Raw genomic sequence first — 15309 nt, 5'->3', positions numbered from 1 at the left:
CCGCTGGGCTGCGTAGCGGCCCCAAAACCTGCCGAATACGCAGCATCAAACACACCGTACCCGCCGGAATACGACTGCTTCGCAGCCGAGCGGGAGCAAGCTCCCTCGCCACAGGTACGTCGTTTTTCTTGAGTGAACAGCATTGCTCACCACTGGCCACTTTTTCAAGGCAACAAAAAACCGTGCCCGGATCGCTCCGCGGCACGGTTTTTCATAAAACGATCTTACTTGTTGACCGCGTCGGTCAGGCCTTTGGCCACAACCAGCTTGATCACTTTCTTGGCCGGGATTTCGATGGCTGCGCCAGTCGAAGGGTTGCGACCGGTACGGGCAGGACGCTCGGTGACTTTCAGCTTGCCAACACCTGGCAAGGTCAGTTCGCCGCCGTTTTCCAGCTGATCGGCAACCACTTGGCCCAGTTGGTCCAGCAGCGCACGCACGGTAGCTTTTGGTGCGTCTACAGATTCAGCCAAATCAGCGATCAGTTGGTCTTTAGTAAGAGCCATGTAGTGTTCCTTCCCTATCAAATTCATATGGATTGCAGAGTGCAGTGTCAGCCATCGAGCCGATCTATCTGATCAGCCGCCCTCGGTCATCACCACGACGGATCGGGGTAATAGATGCCGAAATCCGGGTTTGGTTCGACCTGACAAATGCTGAATGCACGCTTAACGCAGTGACTTCGCGTAAGACCGGGCAAAACTAGCACAACGCCTGTGAAATATCCGCCTCTACCTACCCATTTGGTCAGCTTTATTGCGCTAAATCGGTAAAAAAAGGCTCACCGGGCCTCAGACCGGTCTGAAAGGGCCTTCATCGCGCTCCAAAACCAGTGATTGCGGTACACTGGGCCTTTTCCGGGGAGCGCGCCCTCCTCTCTTTCATCAGCCGAGAATTCCATGCCGATCCGTCATTGCATCGTCCATCTGATCGACAAAAAACCCGACGGCACCCCCGCTGTGCTTCATGCCCGCGATTCCGAACTGGCGGAATCCACGGCCATCGAGAACATGCTCGCCGACCTCAATGAAAGCTATAACGCCAAGCAAGGCAAGGCCTGGGGCTTCTTCCATGCCGAATCCGGGGCGCATCCGTTCAGCGGCTGGCTGAAAGATTACCTCGACGGCGGCAAGGACTTCACCGCGTTCAGTCGCGTGGCGGTGGAACACCTGCAGAAGCTGATGGAGGAGTCCAACCTGTCGGTGGGCGGCCACGTACTGTTTGCCCATTACCAGCAAGGCATGACCGACTACCTGGCGATCGCTCTGCTGCACCATAGCGAAGGCGTGGCCGTGACCGACGAGCTGGACGTGACCCCGTCGCGGCACCTCGACCTGGGCCAATTGCACCTGGCGGCGCGGATCAACGTGTCGGAATGGCAGAACAACAAACAGTCCAGACAATACATCTCGTTCATCAAGGGCAAGAACGGCAAGAAGGTTTCGGAATACTTCCGCGACTTCATCGGTTGCCAGGAAGGCGTCGACGGCCCCGGCGAGACCCGCACCTTGCTCAAGGCCTTCAGCGACTTCGTCGAAAGCGAAGACCTGCCCGAAGACGATGCCCGAGAGAAAACCAAGACCCTGGTGGATTACGCCAGCAGCCAGGCCAAGCTCGGCGAGCCGATGGGCCTGGAAGAACTCTCGGAGCTGATCGACGAAGAGCGTCCGAAGGCGTTCTACGATCACATCCGCAACAAGGACTACGGCCTGTCGCCGGAAATTCCGGCGGATAAACGCACCCTCAACCAGTTCCGCCGCTTCACCGGTCGCGCCGAAGGCTTGTCCATCAGCTTCGAGGCGCACCTGCTGGGCTCGAAGATCGAATACGACGAAGAGGCCGGCACGCTGATCATCAAGGGCTTGCCGACCTCGCTGACCGATCAGCTCAAGCGGCGAAACTGAGGAATCCCGGTCCTCGATGTAAATGGCACGTTGATTCGTGGGTATGAGCCCGAGAATTTCTCAAGGCGTTGGCCGCGATATAAATCTGCCGGGCCAGCAGTGACGTCGGCCCCGCCCCCCCTTCGCGAGCAGGCTCGCTCCCACAATGATTGCGCCAAACACAAATCCTGGGCCCACCCCCGGCCAAATGTGGGAGCGAGCCCGCTCGCTAAAGCGGTAGACCAGCCACCACTTCATGAAAGATCAGACCGCCTCGATACGAAACCCGAACCGCGGAAAGTGCACATGCACCACCCCGCCACGCTCGTCCTGACGGCGCAGAATCAATTCTTCGCTACCGGCAAACAACAACTCTCCAACCACCGGATCGACACCGTAATCAGTCGCCGCGATGCTCACCCGCTGCCCCGCCACAAACCCGTTCGGCTCCTCGAACGACTCATCCGGCAGCGCTGCCGGCGTCGCACTGCGAGCCACCTCCAGGGCTTCTTCGGAACTCATCTGGCTCGACGCACCATGGCCGAAACCCAACACCCGCGCCAGCCATGCCGATACCGCAGGGTGAGCATCGACCAAAGGTGAAGTGACAGGCGTGCCCTTGAGGAACCACAGCGGATGCGCCATGGCAAAGTCGGCAATCGACGGATCGCCCAGCAGGAAGTCGCCGTCTTCACGCTGCAACTGGTGCTCCAGACGCGCCATGATCGTCGGCCATTGGTGCTTGGCCTGTTCGGCCGCCAAGCGCGTGGCCGTGCCGCCACTGAACAGCGCGGCACGGTCGCTGATGAACGCCTTGATCGCCTCAGGCGGCAACTTGGCAAAACGCACCGCCACCGATTCCGGCTGGAACACCAGGCTTACCGCATGTTGGAACACCACCGAATCGGCCCATGCCGCAAAGGACGCAGCGATCATTTCCCGGCCCTCGGGAAACAGCGCCGGCGAGGCCTTCTCCTGCTCCAGCCGCCGGGCAATCAACGCCGTGTCGCAATAGATGTCCGCACCGATCTGCAACACCGGCGTCTTGCGGTAACCGCCGGTCAAGGCCGTCAGGTCCGGCTTGGGCATCATCGGCGGGATACCTACCGAACGCCAGGACAGGCCCTTGAAACCCAGCAGCAGGCGGGCTTTCTCTGCGAATGGGGAGGTTGGGTAATGATGGAGGATCAGTTCAGACATGAGATTCGCCACTGCAGGGATGAAGTCTTGCAGCTTAGCGCGCCTGACCGGACCAGCCTACCGGCCTGATGAAGGCCTATCAGTCAGGCTGATGAAGCGACAGCGCACTGGCCACCAAGCATTCCTTGGCGCTTTTCTTGAGCTTCTTGATCAACCGCTCCTGCCGCAACGCCTCGCCCTTGTCGCGGCAGGCTTCGGTGTAGACCAGCGCAACCGCCGGGCTGGAGAGAAAAAAACGTGCGCCCTTCCCGCTCTGATGCTTGGCGAAACGCCGCACCGGGTCATCGCTGATGCCGCAGTACAGCGAGCCGTTGGCGGCGCGCACCAGGTAGACGAACCAGGGCTTGGCCGGTTCGGGCGGGGCGGGGGCAGCGAGATCGGGGGGTGATTCAACGGTGGTCACGGAAATATTCAACAGCCGCGATGGAAACAAGCCGCGATCTTATCAGCGACTGGCCTGGAACGCCCGCAGCCCCTTGAGCGCCTGGGCGCGGACGGCGTTGCGCACCAGCGGTGTCCAGCCCAACAGCAGGCCTTTGGTGCCCAAGGCCTGGCGCGACCAGCGCCACAGGTCGAAATGATCGTGGTGCTCGCAGATCTTGCCGTCACGAAACACGAAGCGCGCCTGGATATCGTTGACCACGGTATTACCGGTCTGGCTGAACAGATAAGTCGCCACCCAATGGGCACCGCCGGAACGTTCGTCGCTGCGCACGTTATCGAACGTCAGGGAAAAATCCTTGGCCCGCGTGGTAAGCATGCGCCACATGTCGCCGGCATCGCGCCCACGCAGTTCGCCGAAGGCCGGATCACTGAACACCACGTCATCGGTGTAGCAGGCACTCATAGCCTCGGCATCGAGGCGCTGGAATGCCTGGTAGAACCGGGTGATCAGGGCTGTGTGGGCATCGCTCATGGACGGACTCCGGAAATCGTTTCAGTAAGGCCTGCACGATAATCTGCCGCCGCGAGGAACACTATGGTCATTCGCTATGAAAATGACATCAGCGAAGCTCGCCGACTCTTTCGCTGACGACACCGACATATAACGCTCGACCGGCGCCGAGGCCGGCGATGATCGCGCCCAGGCCAACCAGGCCAAAGATCCAGCCCAGGGCATCCCAGCCGCCGGTCAGGTCATGCACCACGCCGACTGCGAACGGCCCCAATGACGCCAGCGTATAACCAAAACCCTGGGCCATGCCGGAGAGGTTGGCGGCCACATGGGCGTCGCGCGAGCGCAGCACGATCAACGTCAGGGCCAGGGCGAACGTCGCGCCCTGTCCCAGACCCAACAGGATCGCCCAGCCCCACAACCCTTCGATGGGCGCGTAGAGGCAGCCGAACAGCCCGCCGAGCACCATCAGCATGACGACCACGATGGCCAGGCGCTGGTCCTTGCCGCGCGTCGCCAGCCAGGGCGCTGCGAGAGAGCTGATCAACTGCACGATTACCGAGCCGGACAACACCAGCCCCGCCTGGGTCGGGGTCAGCCCGCGACCGATGAGGATCGACGGCAACCAGCCGAACACGATGTACGCCAGGGACGATTGCAGCCCCATGTACAAGGTCACCTGCCAGGCCAGGGGATCACGCAATAATCCGCGAACGCGATACACCGCCTGATGCGCCCCGTGTTTCTGGCCCACTTGCGGCAACCAGAATACGGCGGCCAGCAGAGCCGGGAGCATCCAGAAGCCCAGGCCCAGGGCCCAGTCATGGCCCAGGTGTTCGCTCAGCGGCACCGTCGCGCCGGCCGCCATCGCCGCGCCCAGGCACAGCGCCATGGTGTAGACACCGGTCATGGTGCCGGCCTGCCTGGCGAAGTCGCGCTTGACGATACCCGGCAGCAACACGCCGATCACCCCGATACTGGCGCCGGCGAGGATGCTGCCAGCGAACAGGCCGACCTGGCCGAACGAGCTGCGCAGGATGATGCCGCCAGCCAGCGTCAGCAGGATCCCGAGCACCACTCGTTCAGCGCCGAAGCGGCGCGCCAGCACGGGCGCCAATGGCGCGAACAGGCCCAGGCAGAGCACTGGCAGGGTCGTCAACAGACCGGCCTGGGCCGCCGACAGACCGAGGCTTTTCGACACCTCGCTGAGCAGCGGCGCCATGCTCGACAAGGCCGGACGCAGGTTCAACGCGACCAGGATCAGGCCGAGCAGCAGCAACCAGGGCCGGCGCATCAGCGGCTGGCTCTGCTGGGCCTGCTCGTCGTCGGCCTCGGCGTCGATCAGCAACTCTTCGAGTTCGGCGCCGCGTTTGTTCGGCGTTGCGGTAGTGCGGTCAAGCGGATCGCGGGACATGGAAAGCTCGGGGTCAGGGTTCATTGATCAACTGCCGGCAAAGGGCCTTGGCCCGCTCCGGATCCTGGCGTTCGACGGCTTCGAGGATTTCGATGTGCAGGTCGAACACGTGTTGATGACGGGGAATGATATTGAGGCTCTGGCGCAACTGAGCGCCGATCACGCTGGAGAAATAGCGATACAGCTCGCTCAGGGCCGGGTTGTGCGCGGCGTCCACCAGCAAGCGATGGAACACCAGATCGCAGGCGATGTAGTGCTCCAGGTCGCCGTGATAATGCTCGCCGCTGGTTTTCAGCGCCTGGCGCAAGGCAAGCAGATCGTCCTCGGTGCGCCGTAGCGCCGCCAGGCCGATGGCCTCGACTTCAAGGATGTGCCGGGTTTCCCGCGCCTGCGCCAACGAACAGCGGGAGAGCGCCTTGAGCGTGTCCAGCGGGTCCACCACCGCCCGCACGTAGCTGCCGTCGCCCTGACGAATCTCGATCAATCCAGAAAACGCCAGCACGCGCATGGCTTCGCGCACGGTGTTGCGGCTGATGCCCAGCTCCGCGACCAGTTCCGGCTCGGTAGGCAGCCGCTGGCCGACAGCCCACACGCCGTCGCTGATGCGTTGGCGCAGTTGCTCCAAGGCTTGATCGACCAGGGAGCGCTTTATTAGCGGGGACATTTCTGACATCGGATTCGCCTTTTCATCCAATCATGGGATGAATTTTCTGACATGTTAGTCAGCTTCGCGTAGGACGGCAACCGCCTACGTTTTATTGGAGGCAAAGAATCCGAATTTTCGATTAGTCAGATTTACCCTTTATGGGTAATCATTAGGACAAAGGCAAACGGCTTCTTATGGAAAAGAGCACACCCCATTACGACCTGGCAGTGGTCAAGGCCGAGGTCCACAGGTTGGGAAGCAAGGCGTTCACATTGAACGCCCGCGAAGGCGGACGAAGGATGATGTTGAGTCTCGCCCGGATGCTGCGGATCGTTCACCTGCTGGAATACAGGATGCTGCATAAATCGATGACCACGTATGCCGACCACCGAATCTGGCAAGACGTCTATCACACAACATTTCAGGATCGGGAGATTTACATCAAGGTGACTTACCGCCCCGGCGGTGGGCATCCGGTGGTCTCCTTCAAGGAGAAAAACCAATGAAAACCCAGCAATGTGTCAGCTGCGGCAGCATCGACGCGATGCATCACTTCAACGGCCGTAGCTTTACGGTCGACTACAGGCAGGTGACTCGGCAAGTGCACGATATTGCCGGATGGGAATGCCGGATCTGCGGTGAAATCGAATTCGATCACGACACAGACAGCGCCGAACGTTACTCCAGGGCCAGCGACCAGCTGCTGGAAGACTACGCGCTGGCGACAGGTGCGGAAATCAAACGCATCCGCCGCAAACTGCACCTCACGCAAAAAGACGCGGTGAAGCTGCTATCCGGAGGCGGGCACAATGCCTTTTCCCGTTATGAACGCGGCGAAGTTACCCCTGCTCAATCGTTAATCGTGCTGATGCGCCTGCTTGATCGGCATCCGCACCTGATGGCTGAAGTCCACTCGCTGAACGAAGAAGCCCATTTGCAGCAACTATTGTCGGATCGCCATCCGGAACATGACACAGCGGATCTCTGACCCGAAAAAAAACAAACCCGGACAAGTCCGGGTCTATTTCACTGCTTAAGAGCGGATCAATGCAGGATCTGGCTCAGGAACAACTTCGTGCGATCATTCTGCGGGTTGTCGAAGAAGTCGTTTGGCGCGGCCTGTTCAACGATTTCGCCCTTGTCCATGAAGATCACGCGGTTGGCCACGGTGCGGGCGAAACCCATCTCGTGGGTCACGCAGAGCATGGTCATGCCGTCTTCGGCCAGGCCGATCATGGTGTCCAGCACCTCTTTCACCATTTCCGGGTCGAGGGCCGAGGTCGGTTCGTCGAACAGCATGATCTTCGGTTTCATGCACAGGGCACGGGCGATCGCCACGCGCTGCTGCTGTCCGCCGGAGAGCTGGCCCGGGTACTTGTGCGCCTGCTCTGGAATGCGAACGCGTTCCAGGTAATGCATGGCGATTTCCTCGGCCTTGCGCTTGGGCATCTTGCGTACCCACATCGGCGCCAGGGTGCAGTTCTGCAGGATGGTCAGGTGCGGGAACAGGTTGAAGTGCTGGAACACCATGCCGACTTCCCGGCGGATCGCTTCGATCTGCTTGAGGTCGTTGGTCAGCTCGACACCGTCGACCACGATGCGGCCCTGCTGGTGTTCTTCCAGACGATTGAGGCAACGGATGGTGGTGGACTTGCCGGAACCCGAAGGGCCGCACAGGACGATACGCTCGCCCTGCTTGACGTTCAGGTTGATGTCTTTCAACACGTGGAACTGGCCGTACCACTTGTTCACGCCCTGCATCTGAATAATGCCTTCAGGGCTCACAGGCTGTTTGATCGCTTCACTCATGAGTCAACTCCTAACGCTTGTGGCCAGTGTCCAGCTTGCGTTCCAAATGCATGGAATAGCGGGACATACCAAAACAGAAAATCCAGAACACCAGGGCGGCGAACACATAGCCTTCAGTGGCCATGCCCAGCCATTTCGGGTCGGCGGCAGCTTGTTTCACGCTGTTGAGCAGGTCGAACAGACCGATGATGATCACCAGGCTGGTGTCCTTGAACAGCGCGATGAAGGTGTTGACGATCCCCGGGATCACCATCTTCAGTGCCTGCGGAAGGATTACCAGGCCCATGCTGCGCCAGTAGCCCAGGCCCATCGCCGCGGCCGCTTCGTATTGCCCCTTCGGAATCGCTTGCAGACCGCCACGCACCACTTCGGCCACATAGGCCGACTGGAACAGGATCACGCCGATCAGCGCCCGCAGCAGCTTGTCGAAGTTCATGCCTTCAGGCAGGAACAGCGGCAGCATCACCGAGGACATGAACAGCACCGTGATCAACGGCACGCCGCGCCAGAACTCGATGAAGGTCACGCAGACCACGCGAATCGCCGGCATGTTCGACCGCCGCCCCAGCGCCAGGACGATGCCCAACGGCAAAGCGCCGGCAATACCGACGGTGGCGATCACCAGGGTCAGCATCAGGCCGCCCCATTGGCTGGTCGCCACGGTTGCCAGGCCGAAGACGCCGCCGTGCAACAGGCACCAGGCGATGATCGGGTACAGTACCAGGAAGCTCAGGCCGTAGATCGCCTTGCGCGGGAAGCGCGAGATGAACAGCGGTGCCACGCCGATCACGGCCAGCCACACGGTCAGGTCCACGCGCCAGCGCAGGTCCGCTGGGTAATAGCCGTACATGAACTGGCCAAAACGCTGCTGGATGAACACCCAGCAGGCGCCTTCCTTGGTGCAGTCGGCTTGAGTGGTGCCGACCCAGTTGGCATCGATGATCGCCCAACTGAGGATCGGTGGCACCACCAGGTAGATCAGATAGAACGCAAACAGGGTCAGCAGCGTATTGAGCCAGCTGGAGAACATGTTTGCGCGCATCCATGCCATCGGCCCGAACACTTTGCTCGGTGGCGGCATATCAGGTTTGAAAGTATGGGATGTCATGCGCGTTTCCTCACCGCTCGATCAGCGCAATGCGCTTGTTGTACCAGTTCATCAGCAGGGAAATGCTGATACTGATCGCCAGGTACACGCTCATGGTGATGGCAATGACTTCAATGGCCTGCCCGGTCTGGTTCAGTACCGTACCGGCAAACAGCGAAACCATTTCCGGATAACCGATACCGGCCGCCAGCGAAGAGTTCTTCGCCAGGTTCAGGTATTGGCTGGTCAGTGGCGGGATGATCACACGCAGGGCTTGCGGGATGATCACCTTGCGCAAGGTCGGACCGTTGCGCAGGCCCAGCGAGTGAGCCGCCTCGGTCTGGCCATGGCTGACCGACTTGATGCCCGAACGCACGATCTCGGCGATGAACGCCGCGGTGTACACCGTCAGCGCCAGGGTCAAGGCCAGCAGTTCCGGGATAAGTACCCAGCCACCGACGAAGTTGAAACCCTTGAGCTGCGGCATTTCCCAGTGCACGGGCGCGCCGAAGATCAGTGCGCACAACGCCGGGATCACCAGGAACAGCGCCAGGCCGACCCAGAATTTATGGAACGGCTCGCCGGTCGCTTCGAAACGCTTGTTGGCCCAGCGGGTCATCAGCACGATGGCTACGATCGCCAGCACGACACTGACCACAAACGGCCAGAACCCTTCAGCCATCAGCGCCGCCGGCATGTTCAGGCCACGGCTGCTGACAAAGAAGGTATCGCCGAAATTATGGCTGTTACGCGGCCCCGGCATGGTCAGGAACACCGCGAAATACCAGAACAGGATCTGCAGCAGCGGCGGGATGTTGCGAAAGACCTCCACATACACCGTCGCCACCTTGGCGATGATCCAGTTCTTCGACAGGCGGGCCACGCCGACAATGAAACCGAGGATTGTCGCCAGGATCACGCCGATGAACGTCACCAGCAGTGTGTTGAGCAGCCCGATGACGAAGACGCGGGCATAGCTGTCCGCTTCGGTGTAGTCGATCAGGGTTTGAGCGATGCCGAAACCGGCACTGCGCTCCAGGAAGCTGAAGCCGGAGGTGATGCCCCGGTGCTCAAGGTTGGTCTGCGTGTTGTCGAACAGAAACCAGCCCAGAGAAATGACCGCCACGATGGTGACGATCTGAAATACCCACGCACGCACTCGTGGATCGCTGAGGCTGAGCCTCTGCTTAGGTGCGCCGATTGAATTTTGCATGAAGTGCCCCGCAAAGAATGGAACAGAACATCACCCGGTGGTTGGCCCACCGGGTGATAGAACCATCAGCGCACTGGTGGTGCGTATTGAATGCCGCCTGCGTTCCACAGAGCGTTCAGGCCACGATCGATTTCCAGCGGGGTGCTCTTGCCGAGGTTGCGATCGAAGATTTCGCCGTAGTTGCCGACTTGCTTGACGATCTGAACAACCCAGTCTTTCGGCAGCTTCAGGTCTTTGCCGTATTCGCCATCAGCGCCGAGCATACGGGCGACGTCCGGGTTCTTGGTGGCTTTGGCTTCAGCTTCGACGTTCTTCGAAGTGATGCCGGCCTCTTCGGAGTTGAGCAAGGCGTAGCCAGTCCAGCGGACGATTTTCGACCACTCTTCATCGCCATTACGCACGACTGGGCCCAGTGGTTCCTTGGAAATGGTTTCCGGCAGAACTACGTAGTCCTTCGGCGAAGCCAGCTTGCTACGCTGGGCGAACAGCTGGGACTTGTCGGAGGTCAGCACGTCGCAGCGACCGGATTCCAGCGACTTGGCGCTTTCATCGGAGGTGTCGAAAGTGATGGGGGTGTACTTCAGGCCGTTGCCGCGGAAGTAGTCGGAAACGTTCAGCTCGGTGGTGGTACCGGCCTGGATGCAGATGGTCGCGCCGTCCAGTTCCTTGGCGCTCTTGACGCCCAGCTTGTTGTTTACCAGGAAGCCGATGCCATCGTAGTAGGTAATGAAGCCAGGGAACACCAGGCCCATGCCGGCATCGCGGGAACTGGTCATGGTGGTGTTGCGCGACAGGATATCGATTTCGCCAGACTGCAGCGCGGTGAAACGCTCTTTGGCGTTCAACTGGCTGAATTTCACCTTGTTGGCGTCGCCAAATACGGCGGCGGCCACGGCGCGGCAGAAGTCAGCGTCGATGCCGAGGATCTTGCCGGAGGCATCAGGTACCGAGAAACCCGGCAAACCATCGCTCACACCGCACTGTACAAAGCCTTTCTTCTGCACGGCATCCAGGGTTGCACCCGCCTGAGCGAACCCGCTGACACCGAGAACTGCTGCTGCAGTCACGACTGCCAGGGTGGATTTCAGTAACTTCATTCAAACCTCCAGTTTTGCTCTTGTTGTGTCGGAGCTGGGACCCTGTCGCACCCTTTTGAGGCATTGCCGACCCTTGTTGGCTTTTTTTAGGGTCAACCGACGTCTGGGCCTTCGCTATGAGTCTAATAAATGAGAAAGGCTGTAAACGGCGCCTTACTCACTTCTCACCAATCGGCCGAACGGGCTGTAGCCCTTCACGTTCGCGAAGCCCGTAGCGGCTATTGGCGAACATCCATCACCGGATTTCTGATATCCCATGCGTCGCGTCGAGCTGATAGTGTTACCGCGCTGCGTAAGAATCATCATTCGGTTAAACCAATAGCAAAGCCCGTACCACACCGCTGCGCTTGTCTGTTACTGGCGACGTCAAGACAAAAACTTGTAGCATTGCGACATCTAATTAACTGAGGCACCAGGCGCGCACCGCAATCAGGCACTGATTGAGCGCACCCGCACATTTTTGGAGCACATCATGACCGACCCCTTGATTCTCGAGCCCTCCGGCACTGCCGATGCGTGCGTTATCTGGCTCCACGGCCTGGGCGCCGATCGCTACGACTTCATGCCGGTCGCTGAAATATTGCAGCAAAGCCTGCTGACCACGCGCTTCGTCCTGCCCCAGGCGCCGACGCAACCGGTGACCATCAATGGCGGCTACGCCATGCCCAGCTGGTATGACATTCGTGCCTTGAGCCCCGCGCGAGCCATCGACGAGCAGCAACTGGAAGCCTCGGCGCAACGGGTCATCGACCTGATGGAAACCCAGCGAGCCAGCGGAATAGACGCCTCGCGGATTTTCCTGGCGGGTTTTTCCCAAGGCGGCGCGGTGGTTTATCACACGGCATTCGTCCAGTGGCAGGGGCCGCTGGGCGGCGTGATCGCACTGTCCACCTATGCGCCAACTTTCGGCGAAGAATTGCAGTTGTCTGCCAGCCAGCAACGCATTCCGGTACTGGCGCTGCATGGACAGTACGACGAGGTGGTGCTCAACCCGATGGGCCGGACCGCGAAAGAGTATCTGAAGCAGCATGGTGTCACCGTGACATGGCAAGAATACCCAATGGGCCACGAAGTGTTACCCGAGGAGATTCGCGACATCGGCACATGGCTGGCGGAGCGCTTGCGCTAACAGGCAGACAGCCACGCCAGCGCTTTGATGATCACACTACGCCGCGCCCGTTTCTTGCATTACACTGGCCGGCGTACATTCCTTAACCAACCGATGAGATGACCGTGCTCAAAGCACTCAAGAAGATGTTCGGTAAAAGCGAGGCCGAGCAACTCGCGCCTGAAGCCAGCGCCCCCGCCCACGGCCCGAGCCGCACCGATGCGCAACAACCACATCGGACCGCCCCCGTTGTGGACGCAAAACCATCGCCGTCGACCGTACCCGTTGCGCCACCGGTGATGGCAGCCGAGCCGGAAAAACCGCGCAGCGAAGCCCCCAAGCCACGTCGCGAGCGCGCGCCCAAACCGCCGGTCGTCGCCTGGAAGCTCGAAGACTTCGCCGTAGAACCCCAGGAAGGCAAGACCCGCTTCCACGATTTCAAGCTCGCCCCCGAATTGATGCATGCCATCCAGGACCTGGGCTTCCCTTACTGCACACCGATCCAGGCGCAAGTGCTGGGTTATACCCTCGCCGGCAAGGACGCTATCGGTCGCGCCCAGACTGGCACCGGCAAGACCGCCGCGTTCCTGATTTCGATCATCACCCAGTTGCTCCAGACCCCGCCCCCAAAGGAACGCTACATGGGCGAGCCGCGGGCGCTGATCATCGCGCCAACCCGTGAGCTGGTGGTGCAGATCGCCAAGGACGCCGCCGATCTGACCAAGTACACCGGCCTGAACGTGATGACGTTCGTTGGCGGCATGGATTTCGACAAGCAGCTCAAGCACCTCGAAGCCCGCCACTGCGACATCCTCGTGGCGACGCCGGGCCGTCTGCTGGATTTCAATCAGCGCGGCGACGTGCACCTGGACATGGTCGAAGTGATGGTGCTCGACGAGGCCGACCGCATGCTCGACATGGGCTTCATCCCCCAGGTGCGCCAGATCATTCGCCAGACCCCGCCGAAAAACGAACGCCAGACATTGCTGTTCTCCGCGACCTTCACCGAAGACGTGATGAACCTGGCCAAGCAATGGACCACTGACCCTGCGATCGTCGAGATCGAAGCCGAAAACGTCGCCAGCGAGAATGTCGAACAGCACATCTACGCGGTGGCCGGTGCCGACAAGTACAAGCTGCTCTACAACCTGGTCAACGACAACGGCTGGGAGCGGGTGATGGTCTTCGCCAACCGCAAGGACGAAGTGCGCCGCATCGAAGAGCGCCTGGTGCGTGATGGCGTCAACGCCGCACAACTGTCGGGCGACGTGCCACAGCACAAGCGCATCAAGACGCTCGAGGGTTTCCGGGAAGGCAAGATCCGCGTGCTGGTCGCCACCGACGTGGCCGGTCGTGGCATCCACATCGACGGCATCAGCCACGTGATCAACTTCACCCTGCCGGAAGTGCCGGACGATTACGTGCACCGCATCGGCCGCACCGGTCGTGCCGGGGCTGCCGGGGTTTCGATCAGCTTCGCCGGCGAGGATGATTCCTACCAGTTGCCCTCGATCGAGGCGTTGCTGGGCCGCAAGATCAGTTGCGAGATGCCGCCGACTCATCTGTTGCGACCGGTCGAGCGCAAGCGACCTTAACCGTCTTCACAGTACCGAAAGCGCAGCCCAACCAGGCTGCGCTTTTTTTTGTCTTGGGTACCTGGCAGTTCTACAGGTTGCCTACCGCTTCCAGCGATCCGCCGCCGCATGATCACTGTCCCGCCCCTCGACCCAACGCGGCCCGTCGATGGTGTTTTCCTTCTTCCAGAACGGTGCACGGGTCTTCAGGTAGTCCATGACAAAGGCGCAGGCGTCGAACGCCGCCTGGCGATGGGCGCTGGCGGCGCCGACAAAAACGATTGGCTCACCCGGCTCCAGGGCGCCGATGCGGTGCAGCACCTCCAGCTTGAGCAGCGGCCAGCGCTGCTCGGCTTCGGTGGCGATCTTGCCCAGGGCTTTTTCGGTCATGCCCGGATAATGCTCGAGGAACATCCCGGACACATCGAGGCCGTCATTGAAGTCGCGCACGTAGCCGACAAAACTCACCACGGCACCGACGCCGACATTTGCTGCCTGCATCGCATTGACCTCGGCCCCCGGGTCGAACGGCTCGGCCTGCACCCGAATCGCCATGGCTCAGCCTCCGGTCACAGTGGGAAAGAAGGCCACTTCGTCGCCGTCCACCAGCGGTTCGTCGAGTTGGCACAGCTCTTCGTTGCGGGCGCACATCAGGTTTTGCTCTTTCAGCACCTCGGCTCCGTCACGCTGGGCGAGCAATGTGCGTACATCGTCAACCGTGGCGAAAACACCCTCCACTTTCAGCGAATCCACGCCGAGCGCTTCGCGATAACGGGCAAAGAATTTCACGGTGATGTTCATGGCGCATCCGCCTGGAAGTGGCCGCTCTTGCCGCCGAGTTTTTCCAGCACTCGCACGCCCTCGATGGTCATGCCCCGGTCCACGGCCTTGCACATGTCGTAGATGGTGAGCGCGGCGACGCTGGCGGCGGTGAGCGCCTCCATCTCGACACCGGTCTGTCCCGACAGCTTGCAGCGGGCCACGATGCGCACGCGATCCTCGCCTTCGGCGGTCAGTTCGACTTTGACGCTGGTGAGCATGAGCGGATGGCAGAGTGGGATCAGGTCGCTGGTTTTTTTTGCCGCCTGGATACCGGCAATACGCGCCACGGCGAAGACATCGCCCTTGGGATGGCCGCCGCTGACGATCATTTGAAGGGTATCGGGCAGCATGCGCACAAAGGCTTCGGCGCTGGCTTCGCGGAACGTCACGGCCTTGTCGGTCACGTCGACCATGTTGGCGCGACCTTGGGAATCGAGATGGGTCAGCACAGGGTAACTCCTGATCAGGAGCGTCGATTGTAAACCTGTGAGTCAAATTCCGGCAGGGTTGATTGTCGTACCCGCAGTTTGCCAAGCACAGCAGATCCCTTGTGGGAGCGGG

The 15309-nt window shown here is 60.6% G+C and carries 18 protein-coding genes; 5 read left to right on the top strand and 13 right to left on the bottom strand.

Going from position 1 to position 15309, the window contains the following annotated elements:
• Positions 1-224: 224 nt before the first annotated feature.
• The gene (locus tag ACE04F_RS10980; protein ID WP_030139622.1) at positions 225-506 is read right to left on the bottom strand and encodes an HU family DNA-binding protein; all 282 of its coding nucleotides are present in this window, start codon (positions 504-506) and stop codon (positions 225-227) included.
• Positions 507-899: 393 nt separating this feature from the next.
• On the opposite strand from ACE04F_RS10980, the gene yejK reads away from it, so the two are divergent.
• The gene (yejK, locus tag ACE04F_RS10975) at positions 900-1904 is read left to right on the top strand and encodes a nucleoid-associated protein YejK (RefSeq protein ID WP_486106602.1); all 1005 of its coding nucleotides are present in this window, start codon (positions 900-902) and stop codon (positions 1902-1904) included.
• Positions 1905-2147: 243 nt separating this feature from the next.
• Here yejK and ACE04F_RS10970 read toward each other — a convergent pair whose 3' ends face one another.
• From ACE04F_RS10970 to ACE04F_RS10950, 5 genes are all read right to left on the bottom strand, one after another.
• On the bottom strand, positions 2148-3083 hold the full coding sequence (locus ACE04F_RS10970) for a glutathione S-transferase family protein (RefSeq protein ID WP_486106600.1): 936 nt from the start codon (positions 3081-3083) through the stop codon (positions 2148-2150).
• A 79-nt stretch (positions 3084-3162) separates the two neighbouring features.
• Positions 3163-3486 (bottom strand): GIY-YIG nuclease family protein, encoded by a 324-nt coding sequence (locus ACE04F_RS10965; protein WP_486106598.1) that lies wholly within the window; start codon positions 3484-3486, stop codon positions 3163-3165.
• Positions 3487-3528: 42 nt separating this feature from the next.
• Positions 3529-3999, bottom strand: coding sequence for a nuclear transport factor 2 family protein (locus tag ACE04F_RS10960; protein ID WP_434569706.1), 471 nt, complete (start codon positions 3997-3999; stop codon positions 3529-3531).
• 88 nt (positions 4000-4087) lie between these two features.
• A complete protein-coding gene (locus ACE04F_RS10955) occupies positions 4088-5392 on the bottom strand; it encodes a CynX/NimT family MFS transporter (RefSeq protein WP_486106596.1) in 1305 nt (434 codons plus the stop codon).
• Between the two features lie 13 nt (positions 5393-5405).
• Positions 5406-6065 carry a FadR/GntR family transcriptional regulator gene (locus ACE04F_RS10950; RefSeq protein ID WP_486106594.1) on the bottom strand — a complete coding sequence of 220 codons (660 nt, stop codon included), beginning with the start codon at positions 6063-6065 and terminating at the stop codon, positions 5406-5408.
• 167 nt (positions 6066-6232) lie between these two features.
• Here ACE04F_RS10950 and ACE04F_RS10945 point away from each other — a divergent pair, with 167 nt between their 5' ends.
• Positions 6233-6544, top strand: coding sequence for a type II toxin-antitoxin system MqsR family toxin (locus tag ACE04F_RS10945; protein ID WP_305496580.1), 312 nt, complete (start codon positions 6233-6235; stop codon positions 6542-6544).
• Positions 6541-7026: a type II toxin-antitoxin system MqsA family antitoxin gene (locus ACE04F_RS10940; protein ID WP_486106592.1), complete on the top strand. Its 486-nt coding sequence runs from the start codon at positions 6541-6543 to the stop codon at positions 7024-7026. The genes ACE04F_RS10945 and ACE04F_RS10940 overlap by 4 nt, the downstream gene beginning before the upstream one ends.
• Positions 7027-7082: 56 nt before the next feature.
• Here ACE04F_RS10940 and ACE04F_RS10935 read toward each other — a convergent pair whose 3' ends face one another.
• The 4 genes from ACE04F_RS10935 to ACE04F_RS10920 all read right to left on the bottom strand — a co-directional run bounded on the left by ACE04F_RS10935 (position 7083) and on the right by ACE04F_RS10920 (position 11244).
• Positions 7083-7847, bottom strand: coding sequence for an amino acid ABC transporter ATP-binding protein (locus ACE04F_RS10935; protein ID WP_003178331.1), 765 nt, complete (start codon positions 7845-7847; stop codon positions 7083-7085).
• A gap of 10 nt (positions 7848-7857) precedes the next feature.
• Positions 7858-8955, bottom strand: a complete 1098-nt coding sequence (locus ACE04F_RS10930) for an amino acid ABC transporter permease (protein WP_305496585.1) — start codon at positions 8953-8955, stop codon at positions 7858-7860.
• A gap of 10 nt (positions 8956-8965) precedes the next feature.
• A complete protein-coding gene (locus ACE04F_RS10925; protein ID WP_305496587.1) occupies positions 8966-10147 on the bottom strand; it encodes an amino acid ABC transporter permease in 1182 nt (393 codons plus the stop codon).
• Positions 10148-10212: 65 nt separating this feature from the next.
• Positions 10213-11244 (bottom strand): amino acid ABC transporter substrate-binding protein, encoded by a 1032-nt coding sequence (locus ACE04F_RS10920; protein WP_305496588.1) that lies wholly within the window; start codon positions 11242-11244, stop codon positions 10213-10215.
• A gap of 472 nt (positions 11245-11716) precedes the next feature.
• Here ACE04F_RS10920 and ACE04F_RS10915 point away from each other — a divergent pair, with 472 nt between their 5' ends.
• Together ACE04F_RS10915 and rhlB are read left to right on the top strand one after the other, a co-directional pair.
• Complete coding sequence (locus tag ACE04F_RS10915) at positions 11717-12373, top strand: alpha/beta hydrolase (protein ID WP_486106588.1); 657 nt, start codon at positions 11717-11719, stop codon at positions 12371-12373.
• Between the two features lie 98 nt (positions 12374-12471).
• Complete coding sequence (rhlB, locus tag ACE04F_RS10910) at positions 12472-13947, top strand: ATP-dependent RNA helicase RhlB (RefSeq protein ID WP_486106586.1); 1476 nt, start codon at positions 12472-12474, stop codon at positions 13945-13947.
• A gap of 81 nt (positions 13948-14028) precedes the next feature.
• Here rhlB and moaE read toward each other — a convergent pair whose 3' ends face one another.
• Genes moaE through moaC form a run of 3 tightly spaced genes read right to left on the bottom strand, consistent with a single transcriptional unit; the run spans position 14029 to position 15197 of the window.
• Positions 14029-14481 (bottom strand): molybdopterin synthase catalytic subunit MoaE, encoded by a 453-nt coding sequence (gene moaE, locus ACE04F_RS10905; RefSeq protein WP_486106584.1) that lies wholly within the window; start codon positions 14479-14481, stop codon positions 14029-14031.
• A gap of 3 nt (positions 14482-14484) precedes the next feature.
• Positions 14485-14727: a MoaD/ThiS family protein gene (locus ACE04F_RS10900; RefSeq protein WP_486106582.1), complete on the bottom strand. Its 243-nt coding sequence runs from the start codon at positions 14725-14727 to the stop codon at positions 14485-14487.
• Positions 14724-15197 (bottom strand): cyclic pyranopterin monophosphate synthase MoaC, encoded by a 474-nt coding sequence (gene moaC, locus ACE04F_RS10895; RefSeq protein WP_486106580.1) that lies wholly within the window; start codon positions 15195-15197, stop codon positions 14724-14726. The genes ACE04F_RS10900 and moaC overlap by 4 nt, the downstream gene beginning before the upstream one ends.
• Positions 15198-15309 lie beyond the last annotated feature (112 nt).

The organism is Pseudomonas sp. AGC41 (genome assembly GCF_057334555.1).
Note: the sequence above shows the minus strand (reverse complement) of the source record. Positions and strands in the feature narration are given on the sequence as shown.